The organism is Pseudarthrobacter sp. 05T312 (genome assembly GCF_056396685.1).
This window is the reverse complement of record NZ_JBFTLY010000004.1, coordinates 58,418-74,687: the sequence shown is the minus strand read 5'-3', so window position 1 is coordinate 74,687 and position 16,270 is coordinate 58,418. Positions and strand designations below refer to the sequence as shown.

The following is a 16,270-nucleotide window of genomic DNA, read 5'->3' as shown; positions in this document are numbered from 1 at the left end:
CTGCAATTGTCCGGATGCATTGATTCAGGCTGCACCAGAGGGTAGTTTCAGGACAGGTCCAAGGGCGGCCGCCCTTGGATGAATTCCGCCGACTCCGGGGGTGTCCGTGATGGTCCTGCGACCTCTATCTGCGTCTGAACGGGCCGACGCCCTGGGCAAGGCGGCAGCAGCCAGGGCAACCCGTGCCGCCGCCAAGGAAAGCCTCCGGAATGGCGACAGGTCGGCGGCGGACATCATCAGCTCCGCGCTGGAGGACGACGCCCTGGCCCGCATGCGGGTTTCTGAACTGCTCGAAGCGCTGCCCGGCATCGGAAAGGTGCGTGCCGCAGCCATCATGCAGCAGCTGGGGATCGCAGCGTCCCGCAGGGTCCGGGGCCTGGGCGTCCACCAGCGCCGGGCGCTGGTAGATTTTATAGACGAGCACTGAGGCAGGCGGCGCCTGCCCTTCCCCAACCGTGGCAAAAGGAATACGTGAGCAAGAAACCTGGACTGACAGTCCTCGCAGGTCCGACGGCTGTTGGCAAAGGCACCGTGTCCACCTATATCCGGGACAATTACCCGGAGGTTTGGCTTTCCGTCTCAGCCACCACCCGGGCGCCCCGGCCGGGCGAGGTGGACGGTGTCCACTACTTCTTCAAGAGCAAGGAGGAGTTCGATCAGCTCATCGCCGAGGGTGAACTCCTGGAGTGGGCTGTTGTGCACGGCCAGAACACTTACGGCACGCTGAAGAGCACCGTGAATGCGGCCATCGCGGAAGGCCGGTCCGTGCTGCTGGAGATCGATCTGCAGGGTGCACGCCAGGTCAAGGCAGCCGTTCCGGACGCCCAGTTCGTCTTCCTGGCCCCGCCCACCTGGGACGAAATGGTCCGGCGCCTGGTGGGCCGCGGCACCGAAACGCCCGAGGAACAGCAGCGGCGCCTGGAAACCGCTAAACTGGAACTTGCTGCTGAACCGGAGTTCGACCACACCGTCATCAACGACGACGTCCGCCGGGCAGCGGACGAGCTTGTTTCACTCATGGGGCTGACACCGCATCCACACCTTCCGGAACCGTCAGCCCGCTAGGAATTTGGAGAATTCGTGTCCACGAACCTTGAAGGCATCATCAACCCGCCGATCGACGACCTGCTGAAGGTAGCTGATTCCAAGTACGGATTGGTGATCTTCGGTGCCAAGCGCGCTCGTCAGATCAATGCTTACTACGCCCAGCTGCACGAGGGTCTGTTCGAATACGTCGGACCCCTGGTTGACACCAAGCTGAACGAGAAGTCGCTGTCCATCGCCCTGCGCGAGATCAACGAAGGCAAGCTGGTCTCCACGCCGATCGAAGCCGCAGAGTAACCTGCCGCCAACTGACATGCTGACGGAGATCACGTGCGCATAGTCCTCGGAGTCGGGGGAGGGATTGCCGCCTATAAGGTGGCATCGCTCCTCCGGCTTTTTACTGAAGCCGGCCATGACGTCACGGTGATCCCCACGGAGGCGTCCACCCGCTTCATCGGCACCGCCACCTGGGAGGCGTTGTCCGGAAACCCCGTCAGCAACAGCGTCTTTGACGACGTCCACCTGGTGAACCACGTAAGGCTTGGCCACGAGGCCGACCTCGTTGTTGTTGCACCCGCGACCGCTGACCTCCTGGCCAAAGCCGCCACCGGCCAGGCCGGCGACCTGCTGACCAACACGCTCCTGATGGCGCACGGCCCAGTGCTGTTCGCGCCCGCTATGCACACCGAAATGTGGCAGCACGCCGCCACCCGCGCCAACGTTGAAACGCTCCGCGGCCGGGGCGCCGCTGTCCTCGAACCCGCCTCCGGCAGGTTGACGGGCGCTGACTCCGGACCGGGAAGGCTCCCGGAACCGCAGGCGATTTTTGACGCCGCCATGGCGCTGGTCCAGGGACAGTCCGACTTCCAGTTGCCCCTTGCCGGCCGTACCGTAACCATCAGCGCAGGCGGCACCCGTGAGCCGCTGGACCCCGTCCGTTTCCTCGGCAACCGGTCCTCCGGCAAGCAGGGCGTGGCGCTGGCCGTCGCCGCCCGGAATGCCGGTGCCACCGTCCGGCTGCTGGCGGCGCACATGGACGTCCAGCCGCCTGCAGGGGTGGAAGTGGTTCGCGTGGAGACTGCGTTGGAGCTCCGGACCGCCGCGCTGGATGCCGCTGCCGGGTCCGACGTCATCATTATGTCGGCCGCCGTGGCCGACTTCCGCCCGGCCGATGTCTCCGACACCAAGATCAAGAAACGCGACGACACCGCAGACCCCGTCATCACCCTGGTCCGCAACCCGGACATCCTGCAGGAACTCGTGGAGCAACGCAGCGAGGGACCTTCCGGGGCCGGCCAGCTCATCGTCGGCTTCGCGGCGGAAACCGGTGACAGCCAGGGCGACGTCCTCGCCTACGCCGAAGCGAAGTTGCAGCGAAAAGGCTGCGACCTGCTGGTGGTCAACCATGTGGGCACGGACAAAGTCTTCGGGCAGGACTCCAATTCGGTGGTCATCCTCTCGCGCGCCGGCTCCGAACCACAGGAAGCGGCCGGAACCAAGACTGAGGTTTCGGAAGCCATCATTGCCCGCATCGGCTTTGAACTTAACCGGGTTTCGCCCCGGACCTGAGTGTTCCGCACCACGTTTGCTTCTCGGGAGGACATCTCCCGCGGGGCCGGCGCCTTCCAACCAGTAAGGTAGTTGAGTGACGTTACCGCTGCACCTTCCCCAGACCCATGGGGCCACGCCCTCCGCGCTCCGGCTCTTCACGTCCGAGTCGGTCACCGAAGGCCATCCGGACAAGATCTGCGACCAGATCAGCGACGCCATCCTGGATGCGCTGCTGTCCGCGGACCCCGAGTCCCGCGTGGCCGTGGAGACGATGGCGACCACCGGGCTCGTGCACGTGGCGGGCGAAGTCACCACCGACGCCTACGTCGAGATCCCGCAAATCGTCCGCGAGACCATCCTTGGCATCGGCTATGACTCCTCAGCGAACGGTTTTGACGGCGCCCGCTGCGGCGTGTCCGTTTCCATTGGCCAGCAGTCCAACGACATCGCCGGTGGTGTGTTCAACTCGCTGGAAGCCCGCGAGGGCCGCCAGGAGGACGACTACGACCTCCAGGGTGCTGGCGACCAGGGCCTGATGTTCGGCTACGCCAGCGACGAGACTCCTTCCTACATGCCCACGCCCATCTGGCTGGCCCACCGGCTCTCCGAACGCCTCACCGACGTCCGCAAGACAGGCCAGCTGGCCTACCTCCGCCCGGACGGCAAGACCCAGGTCACGGTGGGGTACGACAAGGACGTTCCCGTATCGATTGAAACCGTGGTGATTTCGAGCCAGCACGCAGAGGGTGCAAGCCTGGAGCAGTTGCGCGCGGACCTCGCCGCGGTCGTCATTGAACCCGTCCTAGCCGCGGCCAACCTGGACATTTCCCGGACCGCGAACATCCTCAATCCGGCCGGGGAATTCGTCATTGGCGGCCCCGTGGGTGACGCCGGCCTCACCGGCCGCAAGATCATTGTCGATACCTACGGCGGCATGGCGCGCCACGGCGGCGGTGCTTTCTCCGGCAAGGATCCATCCAAGGTGGACCGTTCTGCCGCCTACGCCATGCGCTGGGTTGCCAAGAACGTGGTGGCCGCAGGACTTGCCAAGCGTGCAGAGATCCAGATCGCGTACGCCATCGGCCAGGCCCGCCCCGTAGGAACGTATGTCGAGACGTTCGGCACCGAAACCGTGGATCCCGCCCGGATCAGCGACGCCATTGCGGAAATCTTCGACCTCCGCCCCCGGGCCATCATCGATGCCCTCGACTTGAAGCGCCCCATTTACGCCAAGACTGCTGCCCACGGCCACTTTGGCCGCGACGAGCCCGACTTCACGTGGGAACGCCTGGACCGGGTAGATGATTTGAAGGCGTTCTTCAACGCTTAGGTAACTTCCTGCCCGGACCCGGAATCTTCGGGCCGGGACGGGAAGCGCACTGTCAGTGGCCTATGCTTGGCTGTTCATGTCCAACCTGGCAGCTGAACGGAGGGAGCCCCAGTGGTCGCTGACAGTTCCGTCCAGCCGTCCCTGCTGCAGGGGTTTCCAGCCCGCGCACTGCCAGTCGGCGTGGACCTGGCCAAGCAGCTTCCCGTGGCTCGGATCCTCGTGGAATCGTCCCTGCCGCACCTGGACCGGCCCTTCGATTACGCGGTCCCGGTTGCGCTGGACCAGGACGCCCAGCCCGGAGTGAGGGTCAAGGTCAAGTTCAATGGCCAGGATCTCAGCGGTTTCCTTTTGGAGCGCCGGGCGGAGTCCGACGCCGGACACACCCTGGTGCCGCTGTCGAAAGTAGTGTCACCGGTTCCCGTCCTAACCCCCGCCGCCAGGGACCTAGCCGGGGCCATCGCTGCACGCTACGCCGGCACGCTCAGCGACGTCCTCCGCCTTGCCGTACCGCCCCGTGTCGCCCGGCTCGAAAAGGATTACCCGGCATCCCTGGACCCTGCAGACCAGGGTGACCCCGCAGGTCCGGATGGCACAGCAGGACCACGTACTGCGGAAGCCGAAGACACGCAGGGCGTTCCGGCTGTTCCAGGCGTTTCTGCGTGGACCGCCTACCGCACCGGAGCTGCCTTCCTGCGGCACCTGGCAGCCGGCGGATCCCCGCGTGCGGTCATCAATCCTCTCCAGGGCTACGGGGCCGCCGGGTGGCCGGCGCTCCTTGCCCAGGCCGCTGCCGCTGCTTACGCCTCAGGCAGGGGCGCGCTGCTGGTGGTGCCCGACTACCGCGACCTGGACCGGCTGGAGCAGGCGCTGATGGAGCTGCTGCCGGAGGAGGCCATGGCCAGGCTCACAGCGGACGACGGCCCCACGCCGCGGTACCGGAACTTCCTGCGCCTCCTCGCGGGCCGGGCCAGGATCGCCATCGGCACCAGGTCCGCCGCCTTCGCGCCGGTGCAGGACCTGGGCCTGGTTGCCTGCTGGGACGACGGCGACGACCTCCACATCGAGCAGCGCGCACCCTACGCCCACGCCCGGGAGGTCCTCCTCCTGCGGGCAGAACAGGAGGGCACAGCCTGCCTCCTGGCGGGGCACGCCCGCAGCACCGAAGTCCAGCGGCTGGTGGAGGCCGGCTGGGCCGTCCCCGTTGAAGCCGAGCGTTCCACGGTCCGCAGGACCGTCCCGCGCGTGGTCAACACGGCTGACAGCTTCGAGCAGGAACGTGATCCCCTGGCCACCATCGCGCGGCTGCCCCATGCCGCCTGGCAGGCAGCCAAGCAGGGGCTGGATCGTGGCCCCGTCCTGGTCCAGGTGGCCAGGGCCGGCTACGCGCCCTCCCTCGTGTGCGAAACCTGCCGCGAACCCGCCCGGTGCGGCCACTGCCAGGGACCCCTGGCCCTGGCCGGAACAGCCGTCTTGCCCCAATGCCGCTGGTGTTCCACCCCGGCTCCGGACTGGAAGTGCTCCCACTGCGGCGGGCGGCGGCTCCGGAAAGGGGCCACGGGAGTCCTGCGCACCGCTGAAGAGCTGGGCCGCGCTTTTCCCGGCACCACCGTCATCACGTCCTCCGGCGACCAGGTGAAGGCCACAGTGGGGGCGGGCAAGGCACTGGTGGTGGCAACGGTAGGCGCCGAGCCCGTCGCGGAGGGCGGTTATGCCGCCGCCTTGCTGCTGGACGGAGATTCGCTGCTGCGCCGGGAAAGCCTCCGCGCAGGCGAGGACACCCTGCGCCGCTGGTTCAACGCAGCCGCCCTGGTCCGCCCCGCGGCGGCGGAAGGCCTGGTGGTGGTCACTGCCACGGATACCGCCGCCACCGGTGCGCTGCTGCGGTGGGACCCGGCCGGCTATGCCCGGCGCGAGCTGTCGCTGCGGATGGAACTCCAGCTTCCACCGGCGGTGCGCATCGCCTCCGTGACGGGGCCGCGCGCCGCCGTCGAACACTACACGGGTGCCGTGGAAGCGGACCTGGCCGGCGCGGGCATCGTCCTGCGAACGGCGGGCCCGGCGCCGCTCCTGCTCACCGCTCCGCCCACCGGCAGGCGCTCGGCCGAGGACGTCCGGACCCTGCTGTTCTTCCCATACGGCCAGGCCGCCCCCGTCGTCCGCGTGCTCCGGGTCACCCGCGCCGCCGTGGCCGCCAAACGGACCATGGACCCCGTGCAGCTGCGGCTGGACGGCGTCGACGTGCTCTAGGTTCGTCCTGCAGCCGAACCTGCGTCAGGCCCGCCGCCTCTTCGCCACTACCTCATGGGCCGCGTCCACCAGCTGGCGCGCCGATTCGTCCCAGCTGAACTCGGCCGCGCGGGCCATGGAGCGGCGGGACAGGTCCTGCCAATGTTCGTCGTCCCGCAGCTGACCCACCGCGTCAGCGAACTGTCCGGGTGACTGGGGATCCACATAGATTGCGGCATCCGACCCCACCTCCCGGAAGATCGGAATGTCACTGGCGATCACCGGGGTACCCACCGCCATCGCCTCCACCAGGGGCAGCCCGTACCCTTCGGCGCGGGACAGGCTCACCAGGGCCGTGGCGCGGCGCAGGAGTCCGTCGTACTCGGCATCCGTCACTCCGTTATGGAACACGACGGAGGCGCCCCGGGGGACGATGCGCTCCAGCTCTGCCCGCCGCTGCGGCGTGATCCGGCTGAGCAGGTGCAGGGTGTAGCCGGGCAGCCCGGCCATGCCGGCCACCATGGTTTCCACGTTCTTGTACGGCATGAAGGAGCCCATGTAGATGATCGTCTTGTCCGCCCCGGCGGCGGGATCCCGCGGTTCCTGGGCCGGCTGCGGGGCGTTGGCGATGATGCGTACGGGCCGGCGCGTCAGCCGGTACTTGGCCATCAGTGCCTCGGTGGTCCGGCTGATGGTGGCAACAATGTCGGCCCGGTCCAGGAGCAGGCGCTGCGGCCAGAACGCCTTATGGTACAGCCGCCACAGGAGGCGGACGGGGGCCGGCAGGAAACCCGGGGGAGTGGGGTGTTCGTAGTAGATCAGGTCGTGCAGGGTCAGGATCAGTCCGTACTTCCGGCCCCAGGTGCCCATGGTCTGCATGGGGCAGACCACCACATCCGCTCCAAGCGCGTTGACCTTCCGGGCAACGAACAGTTCCAGGGGCGAGAGCGGGCTGTTGATGAGCGTGTAGGGCACGTCAGGCAGCAGCGCCAACTGCCGCTCGTCGGAAACCAGCATGGACACGTCCGCGATCTTGGCCGTTGCGGCGATCAGGCTGGCCCCGTAGCGGCTGATGCCGTCGTGGTGGTCGGTACGGGTGAAACGTGCATCGATGACGATCTTCACGCGGGATGGTCCTTTAGGAAGCTGCGGATGTAACGGGCGGCCGGTTCAGGTGTTTCGTAGTGGATCAGGTGGCCGACGCCGGGAATCACCTTGAGTTCACCGTCCGGGAGCATGTCCAGGAGGCGGTGCTGGCTGGGGAGGGTGGCGATTTCATCCTTCTCGCCGGCGACCAGCAGCACGGGCAGCCGCAGCCGGCGGGCGACCTCGGCCACGTGGTGGCTGACGGAGGCGGTAAAGGACTCCAGGAGGCTGTCCCTGTCGGCGAAGGAACTGAAGTAGGCATGGTGCTGGCCGTGGATGTAGGCCCTCAGCCCGGGATCGCGGGTTTTCGCCATGGTCTCGCTCATCACCCTGACAATCAGGGGGTTCCGCAGCAGTGCCAGGCCGGGCCTGCGGGGAAGCCGCGCAGCAAGCTTGTAGTACAGCACCGCCAGCCGGGTCATGACTCCCTTGGGTCCCTCCAGCGCCGGCGCTGCAATGGGGTTGATGAGGATGAGGGGACGCACTGCGTCCGGGTTGTTGGCCACGAAGTGGGCCGCCACAATGGATCCGAACGAGTGTCCCAGCAGTACTGTGTCTTGGCCCAGGCCCAGTGCCGCCATGAAATCGGTGATGAACTGCCCATAGCGTTCCACTGAGTGCGGGCCGTGGGTAAAGGCGTCCGAGCTGCCGAAGCCGGGGAGGTCCGGCATGATCATGCGCATGTCCGGGAGCTGGTCCGCCACGCGCAGGAGTCCGTGGTGGTCGCCGCGGAATCCATGGACCACCAGGATGGTTCGGGTATCCGGGGTGGCCTCCAGCGGCTCATAGGTCCAGTAAGCCACGGTGCCGCCGTCGAGGGTGACGACGGAGGCCCGGGTGCGTCCGGAAAGGCCGGCGCTGATGTATGCGGGCGCAGGGGAGGGCCCTGGGTTCACGGTATCCATGGCCTGCCCTAGTTGACGTTGTCCGGGTGGGACCCGGTCCGCTGCCCGCGGTCCAGCGCGTTGATCGCCGCCATGTCGCGTGCTGAGAGTTCGAAGTTGAAGACATCGAGGTTCTCCCGGATGCGCGCCTCCGAACTCGCCTTGGGAATGGCGATGTTGCCCAGTTGCATATGCCAGCGGAGGATCACTTGGGCGGGCGTCCGGCCGTGCTCGGCAGCGCAGGCCTGGATGACGGGGTCGGCCAGCACCTGGCCGCGGCCCAGCGGGCTCCAGGCTTCGGTGCGGATGCCCAGGTCGGCGTGCTTGCTGCGCAGTTCCTCCTGTTGCAGCCAGGGGTGGAGCTCGATCTGGTTGACTGCGGGGACCACCTCGGCGCCGGCGAGCAGGCGGTCAAGGTGGGCCGGTTGGAAATTGCTGACGCCGATGGCACGCACCCTGCCCTCCCGGTACAGGGTTTCCAGGGCGCGGTAGGTCTCGGTGAAGAGCCCGCGGCGGGGGCATGGCCAGTGGATAAGGTACATGTCCACATAGTCCAGGCCCAGGTTGACCATGGAATCGTCAAAGGCGCGCAGCGTGGCGTCGAAGCCATGGTGGTCGTTCCACACCTTCGTGGTGACGAACACGTCTTCACGGGCCAGGGGCGGGAACAGTTCGCCCGAGCCGCCACTGCCCGATCCCGCGTCCAGCTGGGAACTGATGCCGCGCGCCACGCCGGTCTCGTTCCCGTACATGGCAGCGGTGTCGAAGTGGCGGTACCCGGCGGCGAGCGCCGTGGCGACCAGGCCTTCGGCGTCGGCTGCCGGCACCTTGTACAGCCCAAAGCCGAGCTGGTCTATCAGCACGCCGTTGTTCAGGCTGAGCCGGGGTGAGGTTCTCATGGCAACGACTCTACCTACTTCAGCTGGTCAGGCCCTCGTAATCGACGAGGCGGCGTGCGGTGGCTTCGTCCAGGATCAGGTCGGTGGCGAGCCTGGCGGCCAGGGCCCCGCGCAGGCCATTGATCTTGGAGACCCCGGATACCACGCAGATCCTGCGCCGAACCTGCCGGAGCTGTGCCAGTGACGGGCCTGTGGAGCGTTCGTTGAGGACGATCCCGTCAGAGGACCCGTCGTCCCGGAAGAACACGGTGGCAACGTCTCCGACGACGTCGGAGTTGGCCAGGGCGTTGAGGTCCTCTTCGTCGAGGTAGCCGCCGGCGTAGACGTGGCTTGGGTAGTCGGCGTGGACCGAACCGACACCGAAGATGGCGATGCTCATCTTCGCCTGCAGTTCCAGGACGCGCTGCACGCTGCGCTCGTTCCACATGGCCGTCTTCGTGGCGGCGTGGTCGAAGAAGGCCGGGACGGGGAACTGTTCCACCCGTGCTCCGTAGGCGCTGCCGAACCGGCGCATGATGTCACTTGCGTAGGTGATGCCGGTGGTGTGCATGTTACCGGCGCCGTTGAGCTGGACGATCACGCTGTCGTGGGTAATCTTCCTGGTCAGGTGCCTGCTGACCGCGCTGAGCGTGGATCCCCAGGCCACGCCGATGATCGCGTTCGAGTCCACCAGGGGCCCGATGGTGCGGGCGGCCTGCATGGCCACGCGGTCCAGGGTCTCGGCTTCATTGAGCGTCCCGAGGATGGGAACCACATGGACGTCCAGGTTGTACCGGCGCCGGATCATGCCCTCCAGTTCCGGTCCGGTATCCAGGGGGTTGCGGATCTGGATCTGCACCAGGCCGGACTCCCGCGCCGATGACAAGAGCCGGGAAACGGTAGACCGGGACGTTCGCAGCTCGCGTGCGATCGCGTCCATGGTGAGGTCCTGCAGGTAATACATTTGTGCAGCTCGGAGGGCATCCTGGTCGCGGGAAAGTGCCATCTCACTTCCGTTCTGCACGTTTGTGCATAGTGCTTGACTCCATTTTCCATTTCTCCAAACAATAGAGCAGAACGGCGGTGCCGCACAGTGGCGACCGCACCACACAAAGCCCCAAGGGAGTCGTTTTGGGACCCAAGGATTCAACTGTCCAACCATCTGTTGATACGCCCCGGCCAGGAGGCGAACGCGCATCCGTCCACAGCCTGCGGCGCCGTCCGCACGCGAAGGTGCTGGTGGTTGGCGGCGGCATCAACGGAGTGGGAACGTTCCGTGACCTGGCCCTGCAGGGCGTCGATGTGGCGCTGGTCGAACGCGGTGATTACTGCCAGGGCGCAAGCGGTGCATCCTCGCACATGATCCACGGCGGCATCCGGTACCTGGAAAACGGTGAGTTCCGCCTGGTCCGCGAATCAGTGGTGGAGCGGAACCGCCTGCTGAAAATCGCCCCGCACTACGTTAAGCCGCTGCAGACCACCATCCCCATCTTCAGCACCTTCTCCGGGATCCTCTCTGCACCCCTGCGCTTCCTTACCCATAAACAGCAGGGCAAGCCCAAGGAGCGCGGCGCATTCCTCATCAAGGTGGGCCTTAGCCTTTATGATTCATTCTCCCGCGATGGCGGCACTGTGCCCCGGCACCAGTTCCGGACCCACAAGGCAGCCCTGCAGGAGCTGCCCGCGCTCCGGTCGGACGTCAAATACACCGCCACCTACTTCGACGCCTCGGTGCACAACCCGGAGCGGCTGACCCTTGACGTCCTCCAGGACGGCGAAAAGGCCGGCCGTTCCCACGGCGCCGGCGCGCAGGGTGACACCGCCCGGGCCAGCAACTACCTCTCGCTGCAATCCATGTCCCCGGAGCCCAACCCGGGGACCGGCCGGGGCAGCACCGTCCGGCTGCGCGACGAACTCAGCGGGGAGGAATTCGACTTCACCGCGGACATTATCGTGAACACCACCGGCGCGTGGGTGGACCTGACCAATGAGGCCATGGGTGCAGCCTCCGCCTTCATGGGCGGCACCAAGGGTTCGCACATCGTGCTGGACCACCCGGGCCTGCTCGCCGCCTGCCGCGGCCGGGAAATCTTCTTCGAACACACCGACGGCCGGATTGTCCTCATCTACCCCATGGGCGATCGGGTGCTGGTGGGCACCACGGACGTCGATGCGGACATGGCGGAAGACGCCGTCTGCAACGACGAGGAAATCCAGTACTTCTTCGACCTGATCGGCCACGTCTTCCCGTCCGTCGACGTGACCCCCGACGACATCGTCTACACGTTCTCGGGGGTGCGCCCCCTGCCGAGCCACGACGCGACCCAGCCCGGCTTCGTGTCCCGCGACTACCGCATTGAACGGCGCGCGTCGGGCACAAACGGAACCGGCGCCGTCGTGCTGAGCCTGGTGGGCGGCAAGTGGACCACCTTCCGGGCCCTCGCCGAGCATCTGACCAATGACGTCCTCACCGAGCTCGGGGTCCAGCGCAAGGTGTCGACGGCGCAGCTCCCCATCGGCGGTGGCGCCGGCTTCCCGGCCGACGAGGCAGGCGTGCAGAAATGGATCAAGGCGCACATGGGTGCCGGCCGCGACGCGGACCGCACTGCAGGGCTGCTGACCCGGTACGGTACCCGGGCGGACGCCGTGATCGAGTACCTCGACGCTGCCCCTGACCAGCCGCTGCGGTCCACCCGGGAGCTCAGCGTCCGGGAGCTGGAGTTCATGGCGGCCAACGAGCAGGTGGGGCACCTGGTGGATGTCCTCATCCGTCGTACTTCCCTGGCCTTCCGGGGGCTGGTCACCGGGGAACTCCTCAACGAAGTGGCGGAGGTTTTGTCAGTGCCGCTCAAGTGGGACGCTGCAGCCAGCGCCGCTGAGATCAAGCACGCACAGGACGTGCTGCAGCGATTCCACCGCGTGGAAACGCACAGCCTGGTCTCCTGAGGCCGGGCGGCCGGCCGGGGCGCGCCAGCGTCCCGGCCCAACGGTCCTTCACCAGCGGAGGACCGACAACTAAACAAAGAAGGAGTCAAAGATGTCTCTAGGAATAGTCTTCCTCTCCGAAGTCTTTGGCACGGGCATGCTGACCCTGTTGGGTTGCGGCGTCGTTGCCAACGTGGCTTTGCGGGGGACGAAGGGCAACAACGGCGGATTCCTGATGGTCACATGGGGATGGGGTATCGCCGTCTTCTGTGGCGTCTTCGTCGCCGCCAAGTCCGGTGCCCACCTGAATCCGGCCGTGACCTTGGGCCTGCTGCTCAACGGCAAGGCCGAGTACGCCCCGGGAGTCGCTGTTGATTTCGGGACAACCCTTACCTACCTCGGCGGCGAGATGGTGGGCGCCTTCCTCGGTGCCGTTGTTTGCTGGCTGGCCTACAAGCAGCATTTTGATGACGAGCCCGAGCCCGCAGGCAAGCTGGGCACGTTTTCAACCGGCCCGGCCATCCGTTCCACCACATGGAACCTGATCACCGAGATCATCGGCACGTTCGTCCTGGTCTTCGTGATCCTGACCCTCGGCGGCACCCCCTCGGGCCTTGGCCCGCTTGCCGTGGCGCTGCTCGTGGTCGGCATCGGTGTTTCGCTCGGCGGCCCCACCGGATACGCCATCAACCCGGCACGTGACCTCGGACCCCGCATTGCCCACGCAGTGCTTCCCATCAAGGGCAAGGGCTCCAGTGACTGGAGCTATGCCTGGATCCCGGTGGTTGGCCCGCTCGTGGGCGGCGCCCTCGCCGGCACCGTTGCAAGGATCGTTCCGATCATCATCACCGCCGCCTCCTAAACCTCCGGCAAACAGTTCGAACAACCAGACAAGGACGTCATTATGAACCAGTACGTAATCGCCATCGACCAGGGCACCACCAGCACCCGCGCCATCATCTTTGACCACAGCGGCGCCATTGTGTCCTCGGGCCAGATGGAACACGAGCAGATCTTCCCGCAGGCAGGCTGGGTGGAGCATGACGCCTCGGAGATCTGGAACAACACCCGCGAGGTGATCGGCTCGGCCCTCTCGAAGGCGAACCTGACGCGGCACGATATTGCCGCCGTCGGCATCACCAACCAGCGCGAAACCGCGGTGGTGTGGGACAAGACCACTGGCAAGCCGGTTTACAACGCGATTGTGTGGCAGGACACCCGCACGCAGGACATCGTGGACCAGCTGGCCAAGGACGGCGGAGCGGACCGCTTCAAACAGAAGGTGGGCCTGCCGCTGGCCACCTACTTCTCCGGTACCAAGATCAAGTGGATCCTGGACAACGTTGACGGCGCGAGGGAAAAGGCAGAGGCCGGTGACCTGGTGTTCGGCAACACGGACGCCTGGGTCCTGTGGAACCTGACGGGCGGCGTCGACGGCGGCGTCCACGTCACCGACGTCACCAACGCCTCCCGCACCCTGTTCATGGACCTGGAGACGCTGCAGTGGGACGACGAAATCCTGGGCATTTTTGGCGTTCCGCGCAGCATGATGCCGGAGATCAAGTCCTCCTCCGAGGTATACGGCACCGTCCACAGCTCGCAGCTGCTCCGCGAAACACCGGTTGCAGGCATCCTGGGCGACCAGCAGGCAGCAACCTTCGGCCAGGCAGCCTTTGAAACCGGCGAAGCCAAGAACACCTACGGCACCGGCTGTTTCCTGATCTTCAACACGGGCGAGGAAATCGTCCACTCGAAGAACGGCTTGCTGACCACCGTCGGCTACAAGCTGGGCGACGCCAAACCCCACTACGCGCTGGAAGGATCCATCGCGGTGACCGGTTCGCTGGTCCAGTGGCTGCGGGACAACCTGGGCATGATCAGCAGCGCGCCCGAGGTGGAAACCCTCGCCGCATCAGTCAAGGACAACGGCGGTGTTTACATCGTTCCGGCATTCTCCGGCCTGTTCGCCCCGTACTGGCGTTCGGATGCCCGCGGCGCGATCGTCGGCCTGACCCGGTTCGTCAACAAGAACCACATCGCCCGGGCGGCGCTGGAAGCCACCGCATTCCAGACCCGCGAGGTGCTGGACGCCGTCAACGCGGACTCCGGCGTGCCGCTGAGCGAGCTGAAGGTCGACGGCGGCATGGTGGCCAATGACGCCCTGATGCAGTTCCAGGCGGACATCCTGGGCGTCCCGGTGATCCGCCCGAAGGTCATCGAGACCACGGCGCTGGGTGCTGCCTACGCGGCAGGCCTCGCCGTTGGTTTCTGGAAGGACCTGGGCGAGTGCTCGGCCAACTGGTCCGAGGACAAGCGCTGGGAACCGCAGATGGACAAGGCCGAACAGGAACGCCAGATGCGGCTCTGGAAGAAGGCGGTAACCAAGTCCATGGAGTGGGTGGACGAGGACGTCAGGTAGGTTCTCCAACCCAGGGGTCGTCCTGCCTTTCCGGCGGGACGGCCCCTTGCCGTGTCCGGGAATTTTTCCGGCGGACGCACTGGGACGTCAGGGAACGGGCCGCGGGGGCAGATCTTCAGTGGCCGGACCCTGGATGACTTTGCCGTCCACATCGAACCGGGAGCCATGGCAGGGGCAGTCCCACGTCCGGTCTGCCCGGTTGAAGCCCACCGTGCAGCCCAGGTGGGTACAGACTGCCGACACTGCGTGGACGTGGCCGGCCTCGTCCCGGTAGCAGGCCGTGCTGGATCCTTCTGCCTCAAGCACCGTTCCATCGCCCGGCGCGAGGTCCGCCGCCTGCGCTGCGGGGCGCGTGCGGGATTGGCTGTCGCCGCTCCCTGGGGCTGCCTGCGCCGTGGGCCCCCGGGGCGCGCGGTTGCTGTCGAACAGGGCGGCCCACTCGTTGGGAGTGCCATTGAGGAGATCCGCAAGCGCCAGTGCTGCGGCCGTACCGTTGGTCAGGCCCCACTTGCGCAGGCCGGTGATCACGAACGCGTGCCGGCTGTCAGGGTTCAGCGGCCCGGCATAAGGCAGCCCGTCCTGGGGCAAAGCATCCTGGGTGGACCAGCGGTAGGACACGCTGCCGTCCCCGAAATGGCTGCGCGCGTAGCGGGCCAGCCCGGCGTGGCGCGGTGCCGGATCAACCTGCTCAGCGGCGGGATGGCCACCGCCGCCAACCAAGAGGTACGTTGTTCCGTCCAGCTGCACGGTCAGCAGCGAATGCATAGGTTCATCGGCGCTGATGAAGGTCGCGTCCAGGGGAGGGGCATCAACCGGCGCGGCGATGATGTACGAACGGTGCGGCCGGCACAGGGCCTCAAACCGGCCATGGTCTCCGAAGGGAACGTTCGTGGCCACGATTGCGTCCCGGGCCAGCACCGTTCCCGTCCCGGCGGCAACGGTGACGGGCGTGCCCTCGCGAAGGTCCACCGCGCGTGTCCGTTCGAAGACAAAGCTGCCACCGCCGTCCACCTTTCCTGCCAGCCCCTGTAGATACTGGACCGCGTGGATCTGGGCCTGGCCGTCAAACCGGACGGCGCCGGCCACCGGAAACGGCAGGGGCACGTCGGCAGTAAAGGTCGACGGAAGGCCGAGCGCGGCCGCAAGTCCGGCTTCCGCCCGCACTTCCGGCAGCGCATCAGGACCTGACGCGAAGGTGTAGTTGGCAACCCGCCGGAATCCGCAGGATAGGTCTTCTGCCGCCACTACGCCGCCGATATGTTCCAGGGCGGCCTGGTTCGCCTGCCCGTAAACCCGGGCAGCGGACGTGCCATGGATGCGCTGCAATTCCGAGTAGGCGAGGCGGTGCAGGGATGTCACCTTGCCGGTGGTGTGGCCAGTGACGCCGGTTCCGATCCGGCCGGCTTCGAGGACAGCCACCGAGCGCCCCGAGCGTTTCAGGGCCAGCGCTGCGGTGAGCCCGGCGATGCCTCCGCCGATGACTGCGACGTCCACTTCGACGGTGCCGTGAAGTTGCGGGAAATCGGTGGCGCCGGCGGTTGCCAGCCACAGGGAGAGGGGCTGTCCTTCAGCAGGGCCGGCAGTGGTTGCCTCTGACATGGTGTGCCGCCTCCCAACGTTGTGGGATGATCATGCGCGCTTGCCCCGGCCAAAGCAACGGGCCGTTCGGCCTGGCTGAGGCGGGGGACGTGCCGGTGCGCTAAAGTAGATCCATGCGTGCGATCCTTCTGCTTAGTTAGCCGCCGGCTCCGATTATCGGACAGCTGAGCGGCAGCCCCTCCATGGAGAGGGGCTTTTGTGTGTCCGGGGCATGGCGCCGGGCCGGCAGCAGGAGGATCAGGCCGTTATGGCAGCACAGATGCCGTAA

General features: G+C 66.6%; 14 protein-coding genes. 9 read left to right on the top strand and 5 right to left on the bottom strand.

Annotated features, from left to right (window positions below; translation table 11 throughout):
* Positions 1-109 precede the first annotated feature (109 nt).
* The 6 genes from mihF (at position 110) to AC1DIP_RS08000 (ending at position 6,172) form a co-directional block, all read left to right on the top strand.
* Positions 110-427: an integration host factor, actinobacterial type gene (mihF, locus tag AC1DIP_RS08025; RefSeq protein WP_201302514.1), complete on the top strand. Its 318-nt coding sequence runs from the start codon at positions 110-112 to the stop codon at positions 425-427.
* A gap of 44 nt (positions 428-471) precedes the next feature.
* A complete protein-coding gene (gene gmk, locus AC1DIP_RS08020; protein WP_477733431.1) occupies positions 472-1,065 on the top strand; it encodes a guanylate kinase in 594 nt (197 codons plus the stop codon).
* Positions 1,066-1,080: 15 nt separating this feature from the next.
* Positions 1,081-1,341 (top strand): DNA-directed RNA polymerase subunit omega, encoded by a 261-nt coding sequence (rpoZ, locus tag AC1DIP_RS08015; RefSeq protein WP_026264487.1) that lies wholly within the window; start codon positions 1,081-1,083, stop codon positions 1,339-1,341.
* Between the two features lie 33 nt (positions 1,342-1,374).
* Positions 1,375-2,613, top strand: a complete 1,239-nt coding sequence (gene coaBC / locus AC1DIP_RS08010; protein ID WP_477733430.1) for a bifunctional phosphopantothenoylcysteine decarboxylase/phosphopantothenate--cysteine ligase CoaBC — start codon at positions 1,375-1,377, stop codon at positions 2,611-2,613.
* Between the two features lie 76 nt (positions 2,614-2,689).
* Positions 2,690-3,925 (top strand): methionine adenosyltransferase, encoded by a 1,236-nt coding sequence (gene metK / locus AC1DIP_RS08005; RefSeq protein ID WP_477733429.1) that lies wholly within the window; start codon positions 2,690-2,692, stop codon positions 3,923-3,925.
* Positions 3,926-4,036: 111 nt separating this feature from the next.
* Positions 4,037-6,172 carry a primosomal protein N' gene (locus AC1DIP_RS08000; protein ID WP_477733428.1) on the top strand — a complete coding sequence of 712 codons (2,136 nt, stop codon included), beginning with the start codon at positions 4,037-4,039 and terminating at the stop codon, positions 6,170-6,172.
* Positions 6,173-6,196: 24 nt separating this feature from the next.
* Here AC1DIP_RS08000 and AC1DIP_RS07995 read toward each other — a convergent pair whose 3' ends face one another.
* The 4 genes from AC1DIP_RS07995 to AC1DIP_RS07980 are packed head-to-tail and all read right to left on the bottom strand — an operon-like array spanning position 6,197 to position 10,065.
* A complete protein-coding gene (locus AC1DIP_RS07995) occupies positions 6,197-7,276 on the bottom strand; it encodes a glycosyltransferase family 4 protein (protein WP_477733427.1) in 1,080 nt (359 codons plus the stop codon).
* Positions 7,273-8,202, bottom strand: a complete 930-nt coding sequence (locus AC1DIP_RS07990) for an alpha/beta fold hydrolase (RefSeq protein WP_477733426.1) — start codon at positions 8,200-8,202, stop codon at positions 7,273-7,275. The genes AC1DIP_RS07995 and AC1DIP_RS07990 overlap by 4 nt, the downstream gene beginning before the upstream one ends.
* An 8-nt stretch (positions 8,203-8,210) precedes the next feature.
* Positions 8,211-9,080, bottom strand: a complete 870-nt coding sequence (locus AC1DIP_RS07985; RefSeq protein WP_477733425.1) for an aldo/keto reductase — start codon at positions 9,078-9,080, stop codon at positions 8,211-8,213.
* A gap of 19 nt (positions 9,081-9,099) precedes the next feature.
* Entirely contained in the window at positions 9,100-10,065 is a 966-nt protein-coding gene (locus AC1DIP_RS07980; RefSeq protein ID WP_141160366.1) for a sugar-binding transcriptional regulator, read from the bottom strand.
* A 125-nt stretch (positions 10,066-10,190) separates the two neighbouring features.
* Here AC1DIP_RS07980 and AC1DIP_RS07975 point away from each other — a divergent pair, with 125 nt between their 5' ends.
* From AC1DIP_RS07975 to glpK, 3 genes are all read left to right on the top strand, one after another.
* The gene (locus AC1DIP_RS07975; protein WP_477733424.1) at positions 10,191-12,005 is read left to right on the top strand and encodes a glycerol-3-phosphate dehydrogenase/oxidase; all 1,815 of its coding nucleotides are present in this window, start codon (positions 10,191-10,193) and stop codon (positions 12,003-12,005) included.
* A gap of 91 nt (positions 12,006-12,096) precedes the next feature.
* Positions 12,097-12,846 (top strand): MIP/aquaporin family protein, encoded by a 750-nt coding sequence (locus AC1DIP_RS07970; RefSeq protein WP_477733423.1) that lies wholly within the window; start codon positions 12,097-12,099, stop codon positions 12,844-12,846.
* A gap of 42 nt (positions 12,847-12,888) precedes the next feature.
* Entirely contained in the window at positions 12,889-14,403 is a 1,515-nt protein-coding gene (gene glpK, locus AC1DIP_RS07965; RefSeq protein WP_476211205.1) for a glycerol kinase GlpK, read from the top strand.
* 87 nt (positions 14,404-14,490) lie between these two features.
* On the opposite strand, the gene AC1DIP_RS07960 is transcribed toward glpK, so the two are convergent.
* Positions 14,491-16,002, bottom strand: a complete 1,512-nt coding sequence (locus tag AC1DIP_RS07960) for an FAD-dependent oxidoreductase (protein ID WP_477733422.1) — start codon at positions 16,000-16,002, stop codon at positions 14,491-14,493.
* Positions 16,003-16,270 lie beyond the last annotated feature (268 nt).

What these genes read in the sequence shown, in the direction of transcription:
- mihF (WP_201302514.1), top strand. Translation starts at nt 110, where the DNA reads ATGGTCCTGCGACCTCTATCTGCGTCTGAACGGGCCGACGCCCTGGGC.
- AC1DIP_RS07990 (WP_477733426.1), bottom strand. Translation starts at nt 8,202, where the DNA reads ATGGATACCGTGAACCCAGGGCCCTCCCCTGCGCCCGCATACATCAGC.
- AC1DIP_RS07985 (WP_477733425.1), bottom strand. Translation starts at nt 9,080, where the DNA reads ATGAGAACCTCACCCCGGCTCAGCCTGAACAACGGCGTGCTGATAGAC.
- AC1DIP_RS07980 (WP_141160366.1), bottom strand. Translation starts at nt 10,065, where the DNA reads ATGGCACTTTCCCGCGACCAGGATGCCCTCCGAGCTGCACAAATGTAT.
- AC1DIP_RS07970 (WP_477733423.1), top strand. Translation starts at nt 12,097, where the DNA reads ATGTCTCTAGGAATAGTCTTCCTCTCCGAAGTCTTTGGCACGGGCATG.
- glpK (WP_476211205.1), top strand. Translation starts at nt 12,889, where the DNA reads ATGAACCAGTACGTAATCGCCATCGACCAGGGCACCACCAGCACCCGC.
- AC1DIP_RS07960 (WP_477733422.1), bottom strand. Translation starts at nt 16,002, where the DNA reads ATGTCAGAGGCAACCACTGCCGGCCCTGCTGAAGGACAGCCCCTCTCC.